This window comes from Streptomyces sp. NPDC005438 (assembly GCF_040606315.1).
Taxonomy (GTDB): domain Bacteria; phylum Actinomycetota; class Actinomycetes; order Streptomycetales; family Streptomycetaceae; genus Streptomyces.
This window is the reverse complement of record NZ_JBEXEP010000002.1, coordinates 744,987-759,353: the sequence shown is the minus strand read 5'-3', so window position 1 is coordinate 759,353 and position 14,367 is coordinate 744,987. Positions and strand designations below refer to the sequence as shown.

General features: G+C 72.4%; 12 protein-coding genes. 3 read left to right on the top strand and 9 right to left on the bottom strand.

The genetic code is table 11. The features are described 5' to 3' along the window. Window positions 1-249: 249 nt before the first annotated feature. Complete coding sequence (locus ABZT14_RS08065) at window positions 250-1,239, bottom strand: 2-hydroxyacid dehydrogenase (RefSeq protein ID WP_356298453.1); 990 nt, start codon at window positions 1,237-1,239, stop codon at window positions 250-252. A 74-nt stretch (window positions 1,240-1,313) separates the two neighbouring features. Here ABZT14_RS08065 and ABZT14_RS08060 point away from each other — a divergent pair, with 74 nt between their 5' ends. The 3 genes from ABZT14_RS08060 (at window position 1,314) to ABZT14_RS08050 (ending at window position 3,930) form a co-directional block, all read left to right on the top strand. Next, window positions 1,314-2,381 carry an aldo/keto reductase gene (locus ABZT14_RS08060; RefSeq protein WP_356298451.1) on the top strand — a complete coding sequence of 356 codons (1,068 nt, stop codon included), beginning with the start codon at window positions 1,314-1,316 and terminating at the stop codon, window positions 2,379-2,381. A gap of 154 nt (window positions 2,382-2,535) precedes the next feature. Next, window positions 2,536-3,675 carry a PQQ-dependent sugar dehydrogenase gene (locus ABZT14_RS08055; protein WP_356298449.1) on the top strand — a complete coding sequence of 380 codons (1,140 nt, stop codon included), beginning with the start codon at window positions 2,536-2,538 and terminating at the stop codon, window positions 3,673-3,675. A gap of 72 nt (window positions 3,676-3,747) precedes the next feature. Beyond that, on the top strand, window positions 3,748-3,930 hold the full coding sequence (locus ABZT14_RS08050) for a DUF6191 domain-containing protein (protein WP_356298447.1): 183 nt from the start codon (window positions 3,748-3,750) through the stop codon (window positions 3,928-3,930). A 17-nt stretch (window positions 3,931-3,947) separates the two neighbouring features. Here the strand turns inward: ABZT14_RS08050 and ABZT14_RS08045 are convergent, their stop codons facing one another. The 8 genes from ABZT14_RS08045 to gatC all read right to left on the bottom strand — a co-directional run bounded on the left by ABZT14_RS08045 (window position 3,948) and on the right by gatC (window position 14,153). Continuing rightward, window positions 3,948-6,992 carry an AAA family ATPase gene (locus ABZT14_RS08045; protein ID WP_356298445.1) on the bottom strand — a complete coding sequence of 1,015 codons (3,045 nt, stop codon included), beginning with the start codon at window positions 6,990-6,992 and terminating at the stop codon, window positions 3,948-3,950. Between the two features lie 89 nt (window positions 6,993-7,081). Next, window positions 7,082-7,249: a hypothetical protein gene (locus ABZT14_RS08040; RefSeq protein ID WP_356298442.1), complete on the bottom strand. Its 168-nt coding sequence runs from the start codon at window positions 7,247-7,249 to the stop codon at window positions 7,082-7,084. A gap of 322 nt (window positions 7,250-7,571) precedes the next feature. Then, window positions 7,572-8,243, bottom strand: coding sequence for an enoyl-CoA hydratase-related protein (locus ABZT14_RS08035; protein WP_356298440.1), 672 nt, complete (start codon window positions 8,241-8,243; stop codon window positions 7,572-7,574). Window positions 8,244-8,287: 44 nt separating this feature from the next. Beyond that, a complete protein-coding gene (locus ABZT14_RS08030; RefSeq protein ID WP_356298437.1) occupies window positions 8,288-8,908 on the bottom strand; it encodes a TetR/AcrR family transcriptional regulator in 621 nt (206 codons plus the stop codon). Between the two features lie 1,673 nt (window positions 8,909-10,581). Next, complete coding sequence (gene gatB / locus ABZT14_RS08025; protein WP_356298435.1) at window positions 10,582-12,090, bottom strand: Asp-tRNA(Asn)/Glu-tRNA(Gln) amidotransferase subunit GatB; 1,509 nt, start codon at window positions 12,088-12,090, stop codon at window positions 10,582-10,584. Window positions 12,091-12,109: 19 nt separating this feature from the next. Beyond that, on the bottom strand, window positions 12,110-12,361 hold the full coding sequence (locus tag ABZT14_RS08020) for a hypothetical protein (protein ID WP_356298433.1): 252 nt from the start codon (window positions 12,359-12,361) through the stop codon (window positions 12,110-12,112). Further along, window positions 12,358-13,851, bottom strand: a complete 1,494-nt coding sequence (gene gatA / locus ABZT14_RS08015) for an Asp-tRNA(Asn)/Glu-tRNA(Gln) amidotransferase subunit GatA (protein ID WP_356298431.1) — start codon at window positions 13,849-13,851, stop codon at window positions 12,358-12,360. The genes ABZT14_RS08020 and gatA overlap by 4 nt, the downstream gene beginning before the upstream one ends. A 5-nt stretch (window positions 13,852-13,856) precedes the next feature. Then, a complete protein-coding gene (gene gatC, locus ABZT14_RS08010; protein WP_356298429.1) occupies window positions 13,857-14,153 on the bottom strand; it encodes an Asp-tRNA(Asn)/Glu-tRNA(Gln) amidotransferase subunit GatC in 297 nt (98 codons plus the stop codon). Window positions 14,154-14,367: the final 214 nt, after the last annotated feature.

The window sequence follows — 14,367 nt, the reverse complement described above, 5'->3', positions numbered from 1 at the left end:
GCGCGTCGCGCGTATGAGATACGGCAGTTCGTCCACTGATCACGCATTCGCCCGTCGCCCCCCTCGTGTCCTGATTCGCCCCCACCGGGACCATACACCAGGATCGTCACTCAGGGACATAGTTCCAATACATACCGTGACAGCCAAGGGGAATGCGCGTTCTGGGAAGGGAGTTCTGCACCCAACGGCCCCAACGGACCCAGAAACCACGGCAGTTGATCATCGCCATGGTCCAACTGGACGCTCCACTCAGCCCGCTCGGGCCACCGTGTACTCCAACGGCTCCCCCGAAACCCACCGCCACAACTGCGCCCGGACCATGCGCCGCGCCCGGGGCAGGAAGGCCGAACTGGGGCCTCCCACATGGGGCGTGATCAACACTCCGGGCGCCCGCCACAGCGGGTGCCCGGACGGGAGCGGCTCCGGGTCGGTCACGTCCAGCGCCGCACGTAGGCGGCCCCGTGGCCACCGGTCGGGGTCGCCCGACTGCTCGGCCAGCAGCGCCTCGGTGTCGACGACCCCGCCACGCGCCACGTTGACCAACAACGCACCGTCCTTCATCCGGGCCAGGAAGTCGGCGTCCACCAGGTGCCGGGTCTGCTCGGTGAGCGGAGTGCAGACCACCACCACGTCGGCCCGGGGCAGCAACCCGGGCAGGGCGTCCAGGCCGTGGACCGGTCCCCGTGGGCTGGAACGCTCCTTGCGGGCGACACGTAGCACCGAGGAGACCTCAAACGGAACGAGACGGTCCTCCACGGCGCTACCGATGGCGCCATACCCCAGGATCAGTACCGTCCGGTCTGCGAGTGCTGGATGCACGTCGGGCAACCAGACCTCCCGCTCCTGTGCCCGCACGAACTCCGGTACCGCCCGCAGCGAGGCGAGGATCAGGGTCAGGGCCAGCTCGGAGGTACTGGTGTCGTGCACCCCACGGGCGTTGCACAGCAGCGTGCCCGACGGCAACCGGTCGACCGCCGGGGCCACGTGGTCGACACCGGCGGTCAGGGTCTGCACCACGCGCACCCGACTCATCTCGGCCAGGGGGCGCACGGCGACCTCGGGCCCCTTCATGTACGGCACCACGTAGAAACCGCACCGGGCCGGGTCGTCCGGGTAGCCGTCGCCGTTCCAGTACAGGTAGCGGGGCCCCTCCGGGAGTTCCTCGATCTCCTCGGGAGGGATCGGCAACCAGACGTCCGGGGCGGCGGACAGGTCAGCGGACACGGATACGGAGGTCATGGCCAGAGGCTATGCGATGCCTGGCCGGAACACCCGCTACGTTGGAGGCGGTTCGCGGAGGGAGCGGCAACGCGGTGGAGCGCAGGACAATCGGGGCGGGCGCACTGGAGGTGGGCGCGATCGGCCTGGGCTGTATGCCCCTGAGCTGTGGTTACCCCACCACCGCGCCGCGCGGTCGGGAGAGCGCGGTCCGCGCCGTCCACGCCGCCCTGGACCAGGGCAGCACCCTGCTGGACACCGCCGACGCCTACGGCCCGTTCACCAACGAACTGCTGATCGGCCGGGCGCTGCGGGAGCGCCCCCGCGAGGACGCCGTGCTCTCCACCAAGTGCGGGCTACTGATCGGGGAGTCCCACGTGGTCGCCAACGGCCGCCCCAGCTACGTACGTCGGGCCTGCGACGCCTCGCTGCGCCGTCTGGGCACCGACACCATCGACCTCTACCAGCTCCACCGCGTCGACCCCGAGGTCCCCGTCGAGGAGACCTGGGGCGCGATGTCGGAACTGGTCGGGGCCGGCAAGGTACGGGCCCTGGGGCTCTCCGCCGTCGGCGCGCACACCCTCCGCCCCGCCGACCGGGCGGCCGGCCGCTCCCCCGTACCGCGCCGTCCACGCGGCGACGCCGACCGCGCACCGCGCGGCGACGGCGCGTACCGGGGCACCCTGCGCGTACTGGAACGCGTCCAGCAGGTGTTCCCGGTCAGCGCGGTACAGGTCGAACTGTCGGTGTGGGCTCGCGACGCCCTGACCGGGCTCCTCCCCTGGTGCGCCGCCCGGGGCGTGGGCCTGCTGGCCGCGATGCCCCTGGGGCACGGCTTCCTCACCGGGACGCTCACCGTCGGGGGAGGCTTCACCGAGGACGACGTACGCGCCCGGCACCCCCGGTTCACCGCCGAGATGATGGCCGCCAACCAGCCCATCGTGGCCGGACTGCGCCGGGTGGCCACCCGCCACGGCGCGGCCAGCTGCGCCCAGGTCGCGCTGGCCTGGCTGCTGGCCCAGCACCCCGGAGTGGTACCGGTCCCCGGCACCAAGCACGCGGAGTGGGCCGTCCAGAACGCCAGGGCCGCCGAACTGCGGCTCACCGCCGAGGACCTCGCCGAGATCCGCTCCCTGCCGGAACCCCAGGAGTCCTGGGAGTGAGCCCGGTACCCCGGGGCGGGCCCCCTCGTGTGCGCCCCGGACCACGCCTCGCGGCCCACCCCGGGAGAACGGCACCAAAACGGACGGCACCACGTTGACCGAGTGTGTGGCCATCCACCACCGACGAGAGGACTGCACCTTGCGACGCCCCGCCGTGACCACCGCCGTAGCCCTGGCTCTGCTCTGCGCGGCCGGCTGCTCCTCCGACGGTGACGACTCCCCCGGCGACTCCGACGGCTCGCGGTCCCCCCGGGACTCGGCCTCGCCCAGCCGCTCACAGCTTCCGGCCGCCCCCGCGAAGGGCAAGGTCACGGTGGAACGCACGGTGGCCACCGGGCTGAACTCCCCCTGGGGCCTGGCCCCCCTGCCCGACGGCGACCTGCTGGTGTCCTCGCGTGACACCGGCCGTATCCAGCACATCGACGCCAAGAGCGGCAAGAAGACCACCATCGGCTCGGTGCCCGGCGTCGAGGCCGAGGGGGAGGGAGGGCTGCTCGGTCTGGCGGTCTCCCCCACCTTCGCCAAGGACCGGCTGGTGTACGCGTACTTCACCACCGCCTCCGACAACCGCATCGCGCGCATGGTCTACAACGACAAGCGCGACGCCGGAGAACAGCTCGGCGCCCCGGACACCGTGCTGCGGGGCATCCCCAAGGGGTCGATCCACAACGGCGGGCGGATCGCCTTCGGGCCGGACAAGATGCTGTACGCGGGCACCGGGGAGAGCGGCGAGGAGGACCTCTCCCAGGACAAGGACTCGCTGGCCGGCAAGATCCTGCGGATGACCCCGGACGGCGACCCGCCGGGCCACGGCAACCCCGAGAGCGACTCGGTGGTCTACTCCTGGGGCCACCGCAACGTACAGGGGCTGGCCTGGGACCGGGACAAACGGCTGTGGGCCTCGGAGTTCGGCCAGGACACCTGGGACGAGCTCAACGCCATCGAACCCGGCCGCAACTACGGCTGGCCCGAGGTCGAGGGCCGGCAGAAGAAGAAGGGCATGACCCCGCCGGTGGAGCAGTGGAAGACCTCCGAGGCCTCCCCCAGCGGTATCGCGGTCAACAAGGGCTCGGTCTGGATGGCCGGCCTCCGTGGTGAACGGCTGTGGCGCATCCCCCTCCAGGGGCGCACCAGCGCCGCCGACCCCCAGGACTTCCTCCAGGGCGACTACGGCCGACTGCGGACCGTGGTCTCCGCCGGTGAGGGGCACCTGTGGCTGGTCACCAGCGCGACCGACGGCCGGGGCGACCCGGGCCGCAAGGACGACCGCGTCCTCAGGCTGAAGGTGAGCTGAGCGATATCGCCGACCCCTCTCCCGGGCCTAGCGTGTGGACCACCAGCCCGCCGACCCGCGAAGGGGCCCCGCGTGTTCAACCTCATCGAGCAGCTGTTCCAGCCGGGTCGGCGCCACACCGACGACGAACGGCGCCGGCTGGAGCACACCCGGTTCGAGGAGGGCAGCAACCAGGACGGTCGCGGCCCGATAGACCTGGCGTCCGGGCGGGTGGTGGTCCGGCCCCCGGCTCCCCGCCAGGCGGAGGCCGACTGAGGCCGGGCCCCTCGGGGTCACCGGCCCGGTTCCACCTCGGGCACCAGCCGCAGCCGGTGCGCCATCGCCGCCGCCTCGCCCCGGCCGGACACCCCGAGCTTGGCCAGGATGCGGGAGACGTGCACGCTGGCCGTCTTCGGTGAGATGAACAGTTCCTGGGCGATCCGGCGGTTGCTGTGGCCGGCGGCCACCAGGCGCAGCACGTCCCGTTCCCGGCTGGTGAGCCCGAAGGGGTCGCGCTTCGGAGCCGGGGGCTGCGGCGCGGAGGAGGACACCACGATGCCCGCCCGCTCGGCCAACCGCTCGATCTCCGCGCGGAGTTCGTCTGCCCCGAGCCGGCGCGCGCACTCCCAGGCCCGCACCAGCAGTTCGGCGGCCTTCTCCCGTTCCTCGGGGCCCGGCGTCCCGGTCAGCAGGGACTGCGCCCAGCGGCCCCGGGTCTGCGCCAGTTCGACCGGCCGCTCCAGGGGTTCGAAGGCGGCGGCGGCGAAGGCCCAGCCCTCGGCGCTGTCCCGGCCCTCGGCCAGGTCGAGTTCGGCGCGCACCAGCCGGGAGTACCCCTCCCAGACCGGCGCCGGGTGGGGCAGCCGGCGCGCGGCGGTGCCCAGCCGTTCCAGTATCGCGGCCCGCCCGTGGCGGGCGGTCGGCAGATCGCGTACCCGGGCCTCGTGGGCGGCGGCGTTGTAGAGCAGGCGCCAGGCGTACGGGTAGGTGCCGGGGGCGAAACCCTCGTCCAGGCAGGCGTCCAGCAACTCCCGTACCCGCACGGTCTCGTTCCGGCCGGCGGCCAGGGAGAGTTCGAGGTAGCGGACCGGGATGGCGTTCTGCGGTGGGCCCAGCCGGTTGCCCAACGTCCTGCGGGCCTCCTCAGTGGCCGCCTGGAGGGCGTCCAGGTCACCGCGCAGGGAGGCCAGGCTGGCGGAGATGATCAGTACCCGTCCCCGGCTGGCGGGTGACCGTGCCAGGCCGCCGGCGCGGTCCAACAGCCGTGCGGATTCCGCCCAGTTGCCCCGGGCCAGCTCGGACTCGGCCTGGTTGGCCAGCGCGAAGGCACGGAAGTCGGCCCGGCCGTGTTCGGCCGCTCCCCGCTCGGCCCGGGCCGCCGCCTCCACCGCCTCGGTGGAGCGCCCGGCGGTCTCCAGGCCGGAGGAGATGTTGATGTCGGCCCGCACCATCACCCCGTACGCCCGACACTCCTCCGCGCGTTCCCGGGACTTGGCCATCTCGGCCAGGCCGCCGTCCACGTCGCCGGACTGGAGCATCAGGGTGCCCAGGGTGGTGCGGGCCTGGAGTTCGACGGTGGTGGCGTCGACCAACTGGGCGAGTTCCACGGCTTGTTCGGCGGTACGCAGGGCCTCCGGCCCCGGTTGCCGCAGCATCACCCAGGCGGCGACGGCGGAGAGCACTTCGGCGTGGACGGCGGCCGGGGGCCAGCCGGCCACCAGCCGTTCGGCGCGGCGTAGTTCCTCCCGACCGTCTCCCTTGCCCAACTCCTCGGTGAGCCGGGAGCGTTGCACCCAGAACCAGGCGGCCCGCAGGGGCTCGCGGGCGTCGTCCAGCTGGTCCAGGGCCCGGCGGGCGACCAGCAGGGCCCGCTCCAGGTCACCGCTGGTACGGGCGGCGACCACGGTCTCGGCCAGCAGGTCGGCGGCGTCCAGCGCGCCCGGGTCGGGACGGTCACCGTGCGCCGACGGCGGGAAGATCTCGTGCTCCATGGGCGGGAGGTCGACCCGTACGTCCTCGGGCACCTCCTCCCACAGGTCCAGGGCCCGTTCCAGCAGTTGGTGCTGCTCGGCGAAGGCGTGCCGGCGGCGGGCCTGGGTAGCCGCGCGGAGTACGGCGGGCAGGGCCTTGGCGGCGTCCCGGCCGTAGTACCAGTAGTGGGCGAGGCGGGTGGCCCGCTCCTCGCCCCGTACCAGAGCGGGTTCGGCCTCCAGGGCCTGGGCGTAGGCGCGGTTGAGCCGTACCGCCTCACCGGGCAGCAGGTCCTCGCTGACCGCCTCGCGCAGCAGAGCGTGCCGGAAGCGGTAGCCGGTGCCGTCCTCGGTGGGCAGCAGTACGTGGGCGTTGACGGCGGCGCGGAGTGCGGCGCTGCGCTCGTCCTGGGGCAGGCCGCACACCGCGTCCAGCAGTCCGTACTCCACGGTGGAGCCGCCCAGGGCGGCGATCTGGACCACGCGCTGGGCGGGCTCGGGCAGGGCCTCCACCCGCACCAGCAGCAGGTCGCGCAGGGACTCGCTGATGCCGCAGTCGCCGCCGTTGGTGGTCAGCTCCTCCACCAGGAAGGGGTTGCCCTCGGAACGGGCGAAGACCCGTTCGGCCAGCTCCCGTTCGGCCCGGGCCACCCCCTGGATGCCGGCGACCTGGGCGTGTACCTCCTCGCGGGCGAGGCGGCCCAGCTCGATCCGGCGGACCACCCGCAGCCGGTCCTGCTCCGCGAGGAAGGGGCGCAGGGGGTGGCGGCGGTGGATGTCGTCGCTGCGGTAGGTGCCCAGCAGCACGATGCGGGCGTTCTGTAGGGAGCGGTTCAGGTACCCGAGCAGTTCCCGGGTGGAGCGGTCCGCCCAGTGCAGGTCCTCGATGGCCAGCACGATGGTCCGTTCCCGGGCCAGACGCTCCAGCAACTGGGCGGTCAGCTCGAAGAGCCGGGCCCGCCCGTCCTCCTCCTCGGAGGGGTCGGCCACCGCCCCGTCCTCGCCGATGGCCAGGTCGGGCAGCAACCGGGCCAGTTCGGTCTCCCGCCCGGCGAGGGCCTCGGTGAGTTCCTCGACGGTCAGGGCGTGGCGCAGGGCCCTCAGCGCGGTCGCGAAGGGGGCGAACGGCAAGCCGTCCGCCCCGAGTTCGACACAACCGCCGACGGCGGTCAACGCTCCGGCCGCCCGCGCGGCGGTCAGGAACTCCTCCAGCAGCCGGGTCTTCCCCACTCCGGCCTCACCGCCGAGCAGCACCGCCTGGGGCCGGCCCTCTCCGGCCTGTTCCAGTACGCCGGTGAGCTGTCGCAACTCCCGGGCACGGCCTACGAACACGGGCGAGATGAGGTTGTTGACCACGCTGTTGGACACACGCCCCAGCATGTCACCCCGGGGCGCCGTCTGGTGAGGGGTGGACGGCGCCCGGTTCGGACCACGGTCAGGCGACGGTTCGGGCCGCCTCAGGCGGCGCGGACCCAGCGAGCGCGCTGATCGCGGCGCGAGGCGCTGAGTTCCTGGGTGCCGCGGGTCTCGCGGCGGCCCAGCTGGGCCTTCCGGGCGCGGCGGTACTCGCTGGCCTCGCGGCGCAGCTGCTGCATGTGGTGCCCCGCGTACTCGTACGCGAACATCGTTGGCTTCTCCTTGGCTTGTGTGCCGATTGGCTTGTCTGCCGACTTCCCTTGACAACCTCCACTCTGCTCGCTGAGGCGGGGTCCCGGCATCGGGCGACTGACGTGTTGTGCGGTCCGGGTGGGCTTAGTCCTATGGCCCGGGTCACTGCGTCCCGGGCCATAGGGCCTTACTCGTAAGGCCCGGATACCTTAGGCGTCTTACGAGGCCTTACCCGAGCACCCAAGGCGTATGACGCAGTTCACCTTGGCTTCCAAGGTCCACCCCTTCCCGTTGTTCGTCAGCCCCCGGAGCGGGCCGGGGCGCCGGACGGTGGCCCGCTCACCGGGGAGAGCCCTCGCCGGCGCGCAGAGCCTCCAGGACGGGCCCGTACATACCGGACCTGATGGCGCCGACCGTGGGGCCGGCCCGGTCGACCAGCGAGGTGGCGACCTCCACGGCCACCTCCAGGACGGCCCCCTCCTCGGCGGTACGGTCGACGATCCCGTCCGCCAACGCCTGGTGACCGCCGTACCTGCGGGCGGTGACCATCGCCTCGTGCGCCACCCGTGGAGCGAGCCGGGACCGGATGAGGGCGGACATCCCCGGGGTGAAGGGGATGCCGAGGGTGGCCTCCGGCAGACACCAGTAGCCCCGGTCGCCCCGCATCACCCGCAGGTCGTGCGCCAACGAGAGCATGGCGCCGGCCGCGAAGGCGTGCCCCTGGAGGGCCGCCACGCTCACCATCGGGAGCGTCAGGAACCGCGCGAACAGGGCCTGCACGCTCGCCACGTACTCCTCCCGCCGTTCCGGGTGGGCCAGCACCCAGTCCAGGTCCAGCCCGTTGGAGAAGAACTTCCCGCTCGCGGCGGTGACCAGGGCGCGCGGCCCCTCGGCGGCCTCCACCTCGTCGAGCAGCGCGTTCACCGTGGCGAGCCAGTCCGGGTGGAAGCGGTTCTCGCCCTCGCCGAGGCGCAGGACGTACACCGGACCGTGCCGGTCGAGAACGGGCATGGGCAGCCGCCTTTCGGTACGGGACGCCGGGGGTTCACAGGAGGTCATCGGGGGTTCGCCGACGGCGGGTCGGCCGGCCCGGACACCTCGGCGAAGGCGTTCGCCAGCAGGTCGCGGATCTCGGCGGCCGTGTCGTCCAGCGGAGCCACGCTCCGCTCCGCCCGGCACACCAGAACGGCACCCTCCACGGAGGTGACCACCAGGGTGGCCAGCCGGCGCCCCCGCTCCGGGGTGAGGCCGTGGCGTACGAAGAGGCCCCCCAGGGTCTCGCGCCAGAGGGCGAAGAACTCCCCGGCGGACCGGGCCAGTTGGGGGGCCTCCTCGTTGACCTCCACCGCGACGGCGGCCAGCGAGCAGCCCGCCTGGAAGTCGCTGCCCAGCAGCCGCTGGCGCCACATCTCCAGGAAGTCGTCCACCGCGCCACGGGGGTCACCCTGGCTGGCGGCCTCCTCGATCAGCCCGGAGACCGAGGTGCCGACATGCCGTACGGCCTCCTCGACCAACTGCGCCCGCCCTCCGGGGAAGTGGTGGTAGACGGAGCCCCTGGGCGCCTGGCTGTGCGCCAGCACGCGGTCGACGCTGGTGGCGCTGGCGCCGTGCCGCCGCAGCAGTTCGACGGTGCTCTCGATCATCCGTTGCCGACTGTCGCTCTTGCGGGGGCTCATGGCCACCTCGCGTCGACCCGGGAGCCCGGGCGGTGGCCCCGTGCGGCGTTCACCATGACCTGTTCCTCCTCCTGTGCGGCGGTCGGGACAGCGTTCCGACCAGCCGACTGGTGAGCGATTATGTTCTATGGCATAGTACATGGACATCGGGTCACGCTCCCCGGTCTCCACAGCCGGTCCGCGTGGACTACGCGTCTCGGGGGTGGCGTAGTACACGCGGACCTCCCCCTCCAACTCCCGGCCACACGCGCCCACTTCAGCGGCGCAGGCCCACCGAAGCGGTACGAGGGACCGGGCACCGACCACGCCATGGACAGCAGCACCCCGGCGTCACCGGACGAGGGCGCGCCCGCTCCTCCCCGTCGACCTCCTCGGGGGTGACCGCTCCCCGCGCCGTCGGCGCCCCGTCCAGGGGCGGCAGGCCGCTCGAGGCACTCACCCGAGGAACGCCCCGCCGAGGTCACGGCGCCGTGGCACGCGGCGGGTGCGCCGACCGGGGCGCTGGGGCGCGAGGCGGTGGGACGGTCGCGGCGCGGGGAGGTCGTCAGCGCGGGAGGCGGGGATACGGCCGCGCTCCGTGGGCGGGTGAGGCGTCAGACGACGCCGAACGCACCGCGCCGGTGACGGGAGTTGGCGGCCCGACCGGCCACCGGACCGTAGCCCGGAGGTGTCGTCCGGTCCGACGTCGGCGCCCCACCTCAGCCGGCGAGGCGGCCCCTCTGGCCGGGCCGTAGAGGGTGGTCGCCACAGGGGCCGGGGGCCCGGTGAGGCCGCTGGGTACGTCCAGCTGGGGCGGGCCGGACCAGCTCGCCTCCGCCCCGGCAGTCTCCAACCATGCGGTGCCGAACCCGTACCGGTACGCCACGGTCGGTCGACGCCCGCACGTTCACGGTCCGCCGTAGGGCACACCGGGGGGCAGCCGCCGGGTGGCCGCCCGGCTGGTCGAGGAACACGGGGTGCGCTGTGTCGGGGTGCCCAAGACCATCGCCAACGACCTGTCGGCCACCGCCGTACCTCGGGCAGAGGTGGCCGTACGCAGGTGGTCCGGGCCGGCTCCACGGCCGCCGTCAACGGAGGCGGACCCCGCCTCGGCAGGGGTGCCCGTACGAGTACGGGCACCGGTCGGCGAAGGACCTCGGTGAACGCGTACGGGGGGCACCGCACGCCCCGGGGACGGTGCCCCCGCACGAACGTGGGGAGGGCGGTCCGGGTCCCGGACCGCCCTCCCCACCTGGTGTTCCCTTGAGCCGGAGCGACTCACGCGCCGACGCCGCGTGGCTGGCCCCTCCGCCTCGGGGCGCCGGACCCCCTCGCTGGTCCGGCGGTTGCGAGGAAGGTCCCTACCAGGGCGCCTGGTAGGGACCGCTGGGAAGTCGCGTACCCCGGCGCCGTGCCTCACCGCGTGATGGTCACCGATGCTCCGCATCGGGTTCCTCCACGACGACGGCGCCGGAACGAGCGCCGGCCTCACAGGGTCCGAACGGCACGCCCAGGGTGTGCCGTTCGGATCCCCACGAGGCTGGTGTGCGGTGTCACCGCGCGTACCGCGCTGGGTCACGTGGGTCACGTGGGTCACGTGGGTCACGTGGGTCGCGGTGGTCACGTTGTCGTCGTGAGTCGCGCTCCACGACACCGGAACGCGCTCACTCGGCTCCAGGAACCGAACGACGCCCCTAGCCCTCCACGCCGAGCTTCTCCAGGATCAGCTCACGTACCCGGGCGGCGTCCGCCTGACCACGGGTGGCCTTCATGACGGCACCGACCAGGGCACCGGCGGCCTGCACCTTGCCCCCACGGATCTTCTCCACGATGGCGGCGTTGCCCTCGATCGCCTCGTCCACGGCCGCGCCCAGCGCGCCGTCGTCGGAGACCACCTTGAGACCGCGCTTGTCCACGACCTCGTCGGGGGTGCCCTCACCGGCCAGTACGCCCTCGATGGTCTGGCGGGCGAGCTTGTCGTTGAGCGACCCCTCGGCCACCAGCTCACACACCCGGGCGACCTGCTCGGCGGTGATGGGGAGCGCGGACAGCTCCACGCCCTCCTCGTTGGCGCGGCGGGCCAACTCGCCCATCCACCACTTGCGGGCCTGGTCCGAGGGCGCCCCGGCGTCGATGGTCGCCGTGATCAGCCCCACCGCGCCGGCGTTGAGCACCGACTGCATCTCGTGCTGGGAGATGCCCCACTCCTCACGGAGCCGGTGGCGGCGCACCATCGGCAACTCGGGCAGTCCCGCGCGGAGTTGCTCCACCCACTCCCGGGAGGGGGCGACCGGCACCAGGTCCGGCTCGGGGAAGTAGCGGTAGTCCTCCGCCTCCTCCTTGACCCGGCCGGAGGTGGTGGAGCCGTTCTCCTCGTGGAAGTGCCGGGTCTCCTGGACGACGGTCCCGCCGGCGTCCAGGAGAGCGGCGTGGCGCTGGATCTCGAAGCGTGCGGCACGCTCCACGCTGCGCAGGGAGTTGACGTTCTTGGTCTCGGAGCGGGTACCGAAACGCTCGGTCCCCTGGGGGCGCAGCGACAGGTTGACGTCGCAGCGCATCTGGCCCATCTCCATGCGGGCCTCGGAGACCCCCAACGCCCTGATCAGCTCGCGGAGTTCCGCCACGTACGCCTTGGCCACCTCGGGGGCGCGGGCCCCCGCCCCGACGATGGGCTTGGTGACGATCTCGATCAGCGGAATGCCGGCCCGGTTGTAGTCCAGCAACGAGTGCGAGGCGCCGTGGATGCGTCCGGTCGCCCCACCGACGTGGGTGGACTTGCCGGTGTCCTCCTCCATGTGGGCCCGCTCGATGTCCACCCGGAAGACCTCCCCGTCCTCCAGTTGGACGTCCAGATAGCCGTTGAAGGCGATCGGCTCGTCGTACTGGGAGGTCTGGAAGTTCTTCGGCATGTCCGGGTAGAAGTAGTTCTTCCGGGCGAAGCGGCACCACTCGGCGATCTCGCAGTGCAGGGCCAGACCGATCTTGATGGCTGACTCCACGCCGGTCTCGTTGACGACCGGGAGGGCGCCGGGCAGCCCCAGACAGGTGGGGCAGGTCTGGGAGTTGGCGTCGGCTCCCAGGGTGGTGGAGCAGCCGCAGAACATCTTGGTGCGGGTGCCCAGTTCGACATGGACCTCAAGGCCCATCACGGGATCGTAGGAGGCCAACGCGTCCTCGTACGAAACCAGTTCGGTGACGGTCACGAATCTTGCCCCTCAGTCCTCAGTCGTCGGCGAGGACGTCGTCCACGTCCAGCCGCCGCAGCTCACGCACCAGCAGGGCGACCCCGGTCAACACGGAGGCCGCGGAGATGGCGCTGTCCAGCAGGCGCAGCGTGTCGTTCTCCTCGCGGGCCTTCTTCATCTGCTTGACCACGCTGATGGTGCCGAACAGCGTGGTGCCGATCGACAGGTACAGTCCCGGCTTGCTCTTCGAGAAGCCCTTGGCCTTGTCCAACTTCGCGCTCGTACTCACAACGACGGAGCCTCCTCCAGGATCGGGTGCCCCCAACGTGCCTGGAACGCGGCCTCCACGGCCGCACCAACACGGTAGAGCCGGTCGTCTGCCATGGCGGGGGCGACGATCTGCAGCCCCACCGGTAGTCCGTCCTCGTCGGCCAGGCCGCAGGGCAGCGACATGGCGGCGTTCCCGGCCAGGTTGGACGGGATGGTGCACAGGTCGGCGAGATACATCGCCATCGGGTCGTCGGCCCGCTCCCCCAACGGGAAGGCGGTGGTCGGGGTGGTCGGGGAGATCAGCACGTCCACGTCCCCGAAGGCCCGCCCGAAGTCGCGGGTGATCAGGGTCCGCACCTTCTGGGCCGAACCGTAGTACGCGTCGTAGTAGCCGGAGCTGAGGGCGTAGGTCCCCAGCATCACGCGCCGCTTGACCTCGGCTCCGAACCCGGCCTCACGGGTGCGGGCGGTGACCTCCTCGGCGGAGGCGGATCCGTCGTCGCCCACCCGCAGCCCGTACCGCATGGCGTCGAAGCGGGCCAGGTTGGAGGAGCACTCGCTGGGCGCGATGAGGTAGTAGGCGGGCAGCGCCTTGGTGAAGCTCGGGCAGGAGACCTCCACGACCTCGGCGCCCAGCTCCCGCAGCAGTTCCACCGAGTCCGCGAAACGGCGCATCACGCCGTCCTGGTACCCCTCGCCGGCGAACTCCTTGACGATGCCCACCCGCAGGCCGCGCACGTCGCCGTGACGCGCGGCGCTCACCACGTCCGGCACCGGCTCGGTGATGGAGGTGGAGTCCATCGGGTCGTGGCCGGCGATCACCGAGTGCAGCAGCGCGGCGTCCAGCACCGTACGACCACAGGGTCCGCCCTGGTCCAGGGAGGAGGAGAAGGCGACCATGCCGTACCGCGAGACACCGCCGTAGGTGGGCTTCACGCCGACCGTGCCGGTGACCGCGGCGGGCTGCCGGATCGAGCCGCCGGTGTCCGTCCCGATCGCCAACGGCGCCTGGAAGGAGGCCAGCGCGGCGGCCGAGCCGCCACCCGAGCCGCCCGGGATCCGGGTGAGGTCCCACGGGTTGCCGGTCGGGCCGTAGGCGCTGTTCTCGGTGGAGGAGCCCATGGCGAACTCGTCCATGTTGGTCTTGCCGAGGACCACCACGTCGGCGTCCCGCAACCTGCGGGTGACCGTCGCGTCGTACGGGGGGATCCAGCCCTCCAGGATCTTCGACCCCACGGTGGTGGGGATCCCCTTGGTGGTGAAGATGTCCTTCAGGGCCAGCGGTACGCCGGCCAGAGGGCCCAACTCCTCGCCACGGGCCCGCTTCTCGTCCACCGCCCGCGCCTGGGCCAGCGCCCCCTCACGGTCGACGTGGAGGAAGGCGTGCACCTTCTCGTCCACGGCGTCGATCCGCGCCAGGTGGGCCTCGGTGACCTCCACCGCGCTCACCTCGCCGGTCGCGATGGCCCGCGCCGTCGTCGCGGCGTCCCGCTTCGTCAGCTCGCTCATGTCGGTCACTCCTCCCCCAGGATCTGCGGCACCTTGAAGCGCTGCTGCTCCTGCGCCGGGGCGCCGGAGAGCGCCTGCTCGGGAGTGAGCGACGGACGGACCTCGTCCGCGCGCATCACATTGGTCAGCGGCAGGGGGTGCGAGGTCGGCGGTACGTCCTCGTCGGCGACCTCGGAGACGGCGGCTACCGCTCCGATGATCTGGTCCAACTGGCCCGCGAAGTGATCGAGTTCTTCGACGGACAGCTCCAGACGCGCCAGCCGGGCGAGGTGGGATACCTCCTCGCGCGTGATGCCAGGCATTCAGCGATCCTCAGGGTGGGTGATGGTCTTGTCCCGGCCAATCCTATGGCTCCCGGGGGGTGGTCCGTGCAGGGACGACCGCCCACCCGGCCGGCGCCCCGCTCCGAGGGAGCCGGAGGTCCACGTCACGGGGGCGGTACGGGAGGCCCCGGGGCGCCGGCCCGACGCGGTGGGCAAGGCCGCTACGGACCCGCGTCGCGGGGGTGGGCCCGGC

Excerpts from the sequence above, each read along its gene's own strand:
- ABZT14_RS08065 (WP_356298453.1), bottom strand. The coding sequence starts at position 1,239 with ATGACCTCCGTATCCGTGTCCGCTGACCTGTCCGCCGCCCCGGACGTC.
- ABZT14_RS08040 (WP_356298442.1), bottom strand. The coding sequence starts at position 7,249 with ATGTTCGCGTACGAGTACGCGGGGCACCACATGCAGCAGCTGCGCCGC.
- ABZT14_RS08035 (WP_356298440.1), bottom strand. The coding sequence starts at position 8,243 with ATGCCCGTTCTCGACCGGCACGGTCCGGTGTACGTCCTGCGCCTCGGC.
- ABZT14_RS08030 (WP_356298437.1), bottom strand. The coding sequence starts at position 8,908 with ATGAGCCCCCGCAAGAGCGACAGTCGGCAACGGATGATCGAGAGCACC.
- gatA (WP_356298431.1), bottom strand. The coding sequence starts at position 13,851 with ATGAGCGAGCTGACGAAGCGGGACGCCGCGACGACGGCGCGGGCCATC.
- gatC (WP_356298429.1), bottom strand. The coding sequence starts at position 14,153 with ATGCCTGGCATCACGCGCGAGGAGGTATCCCACCTCGCCCGGCTGGCG.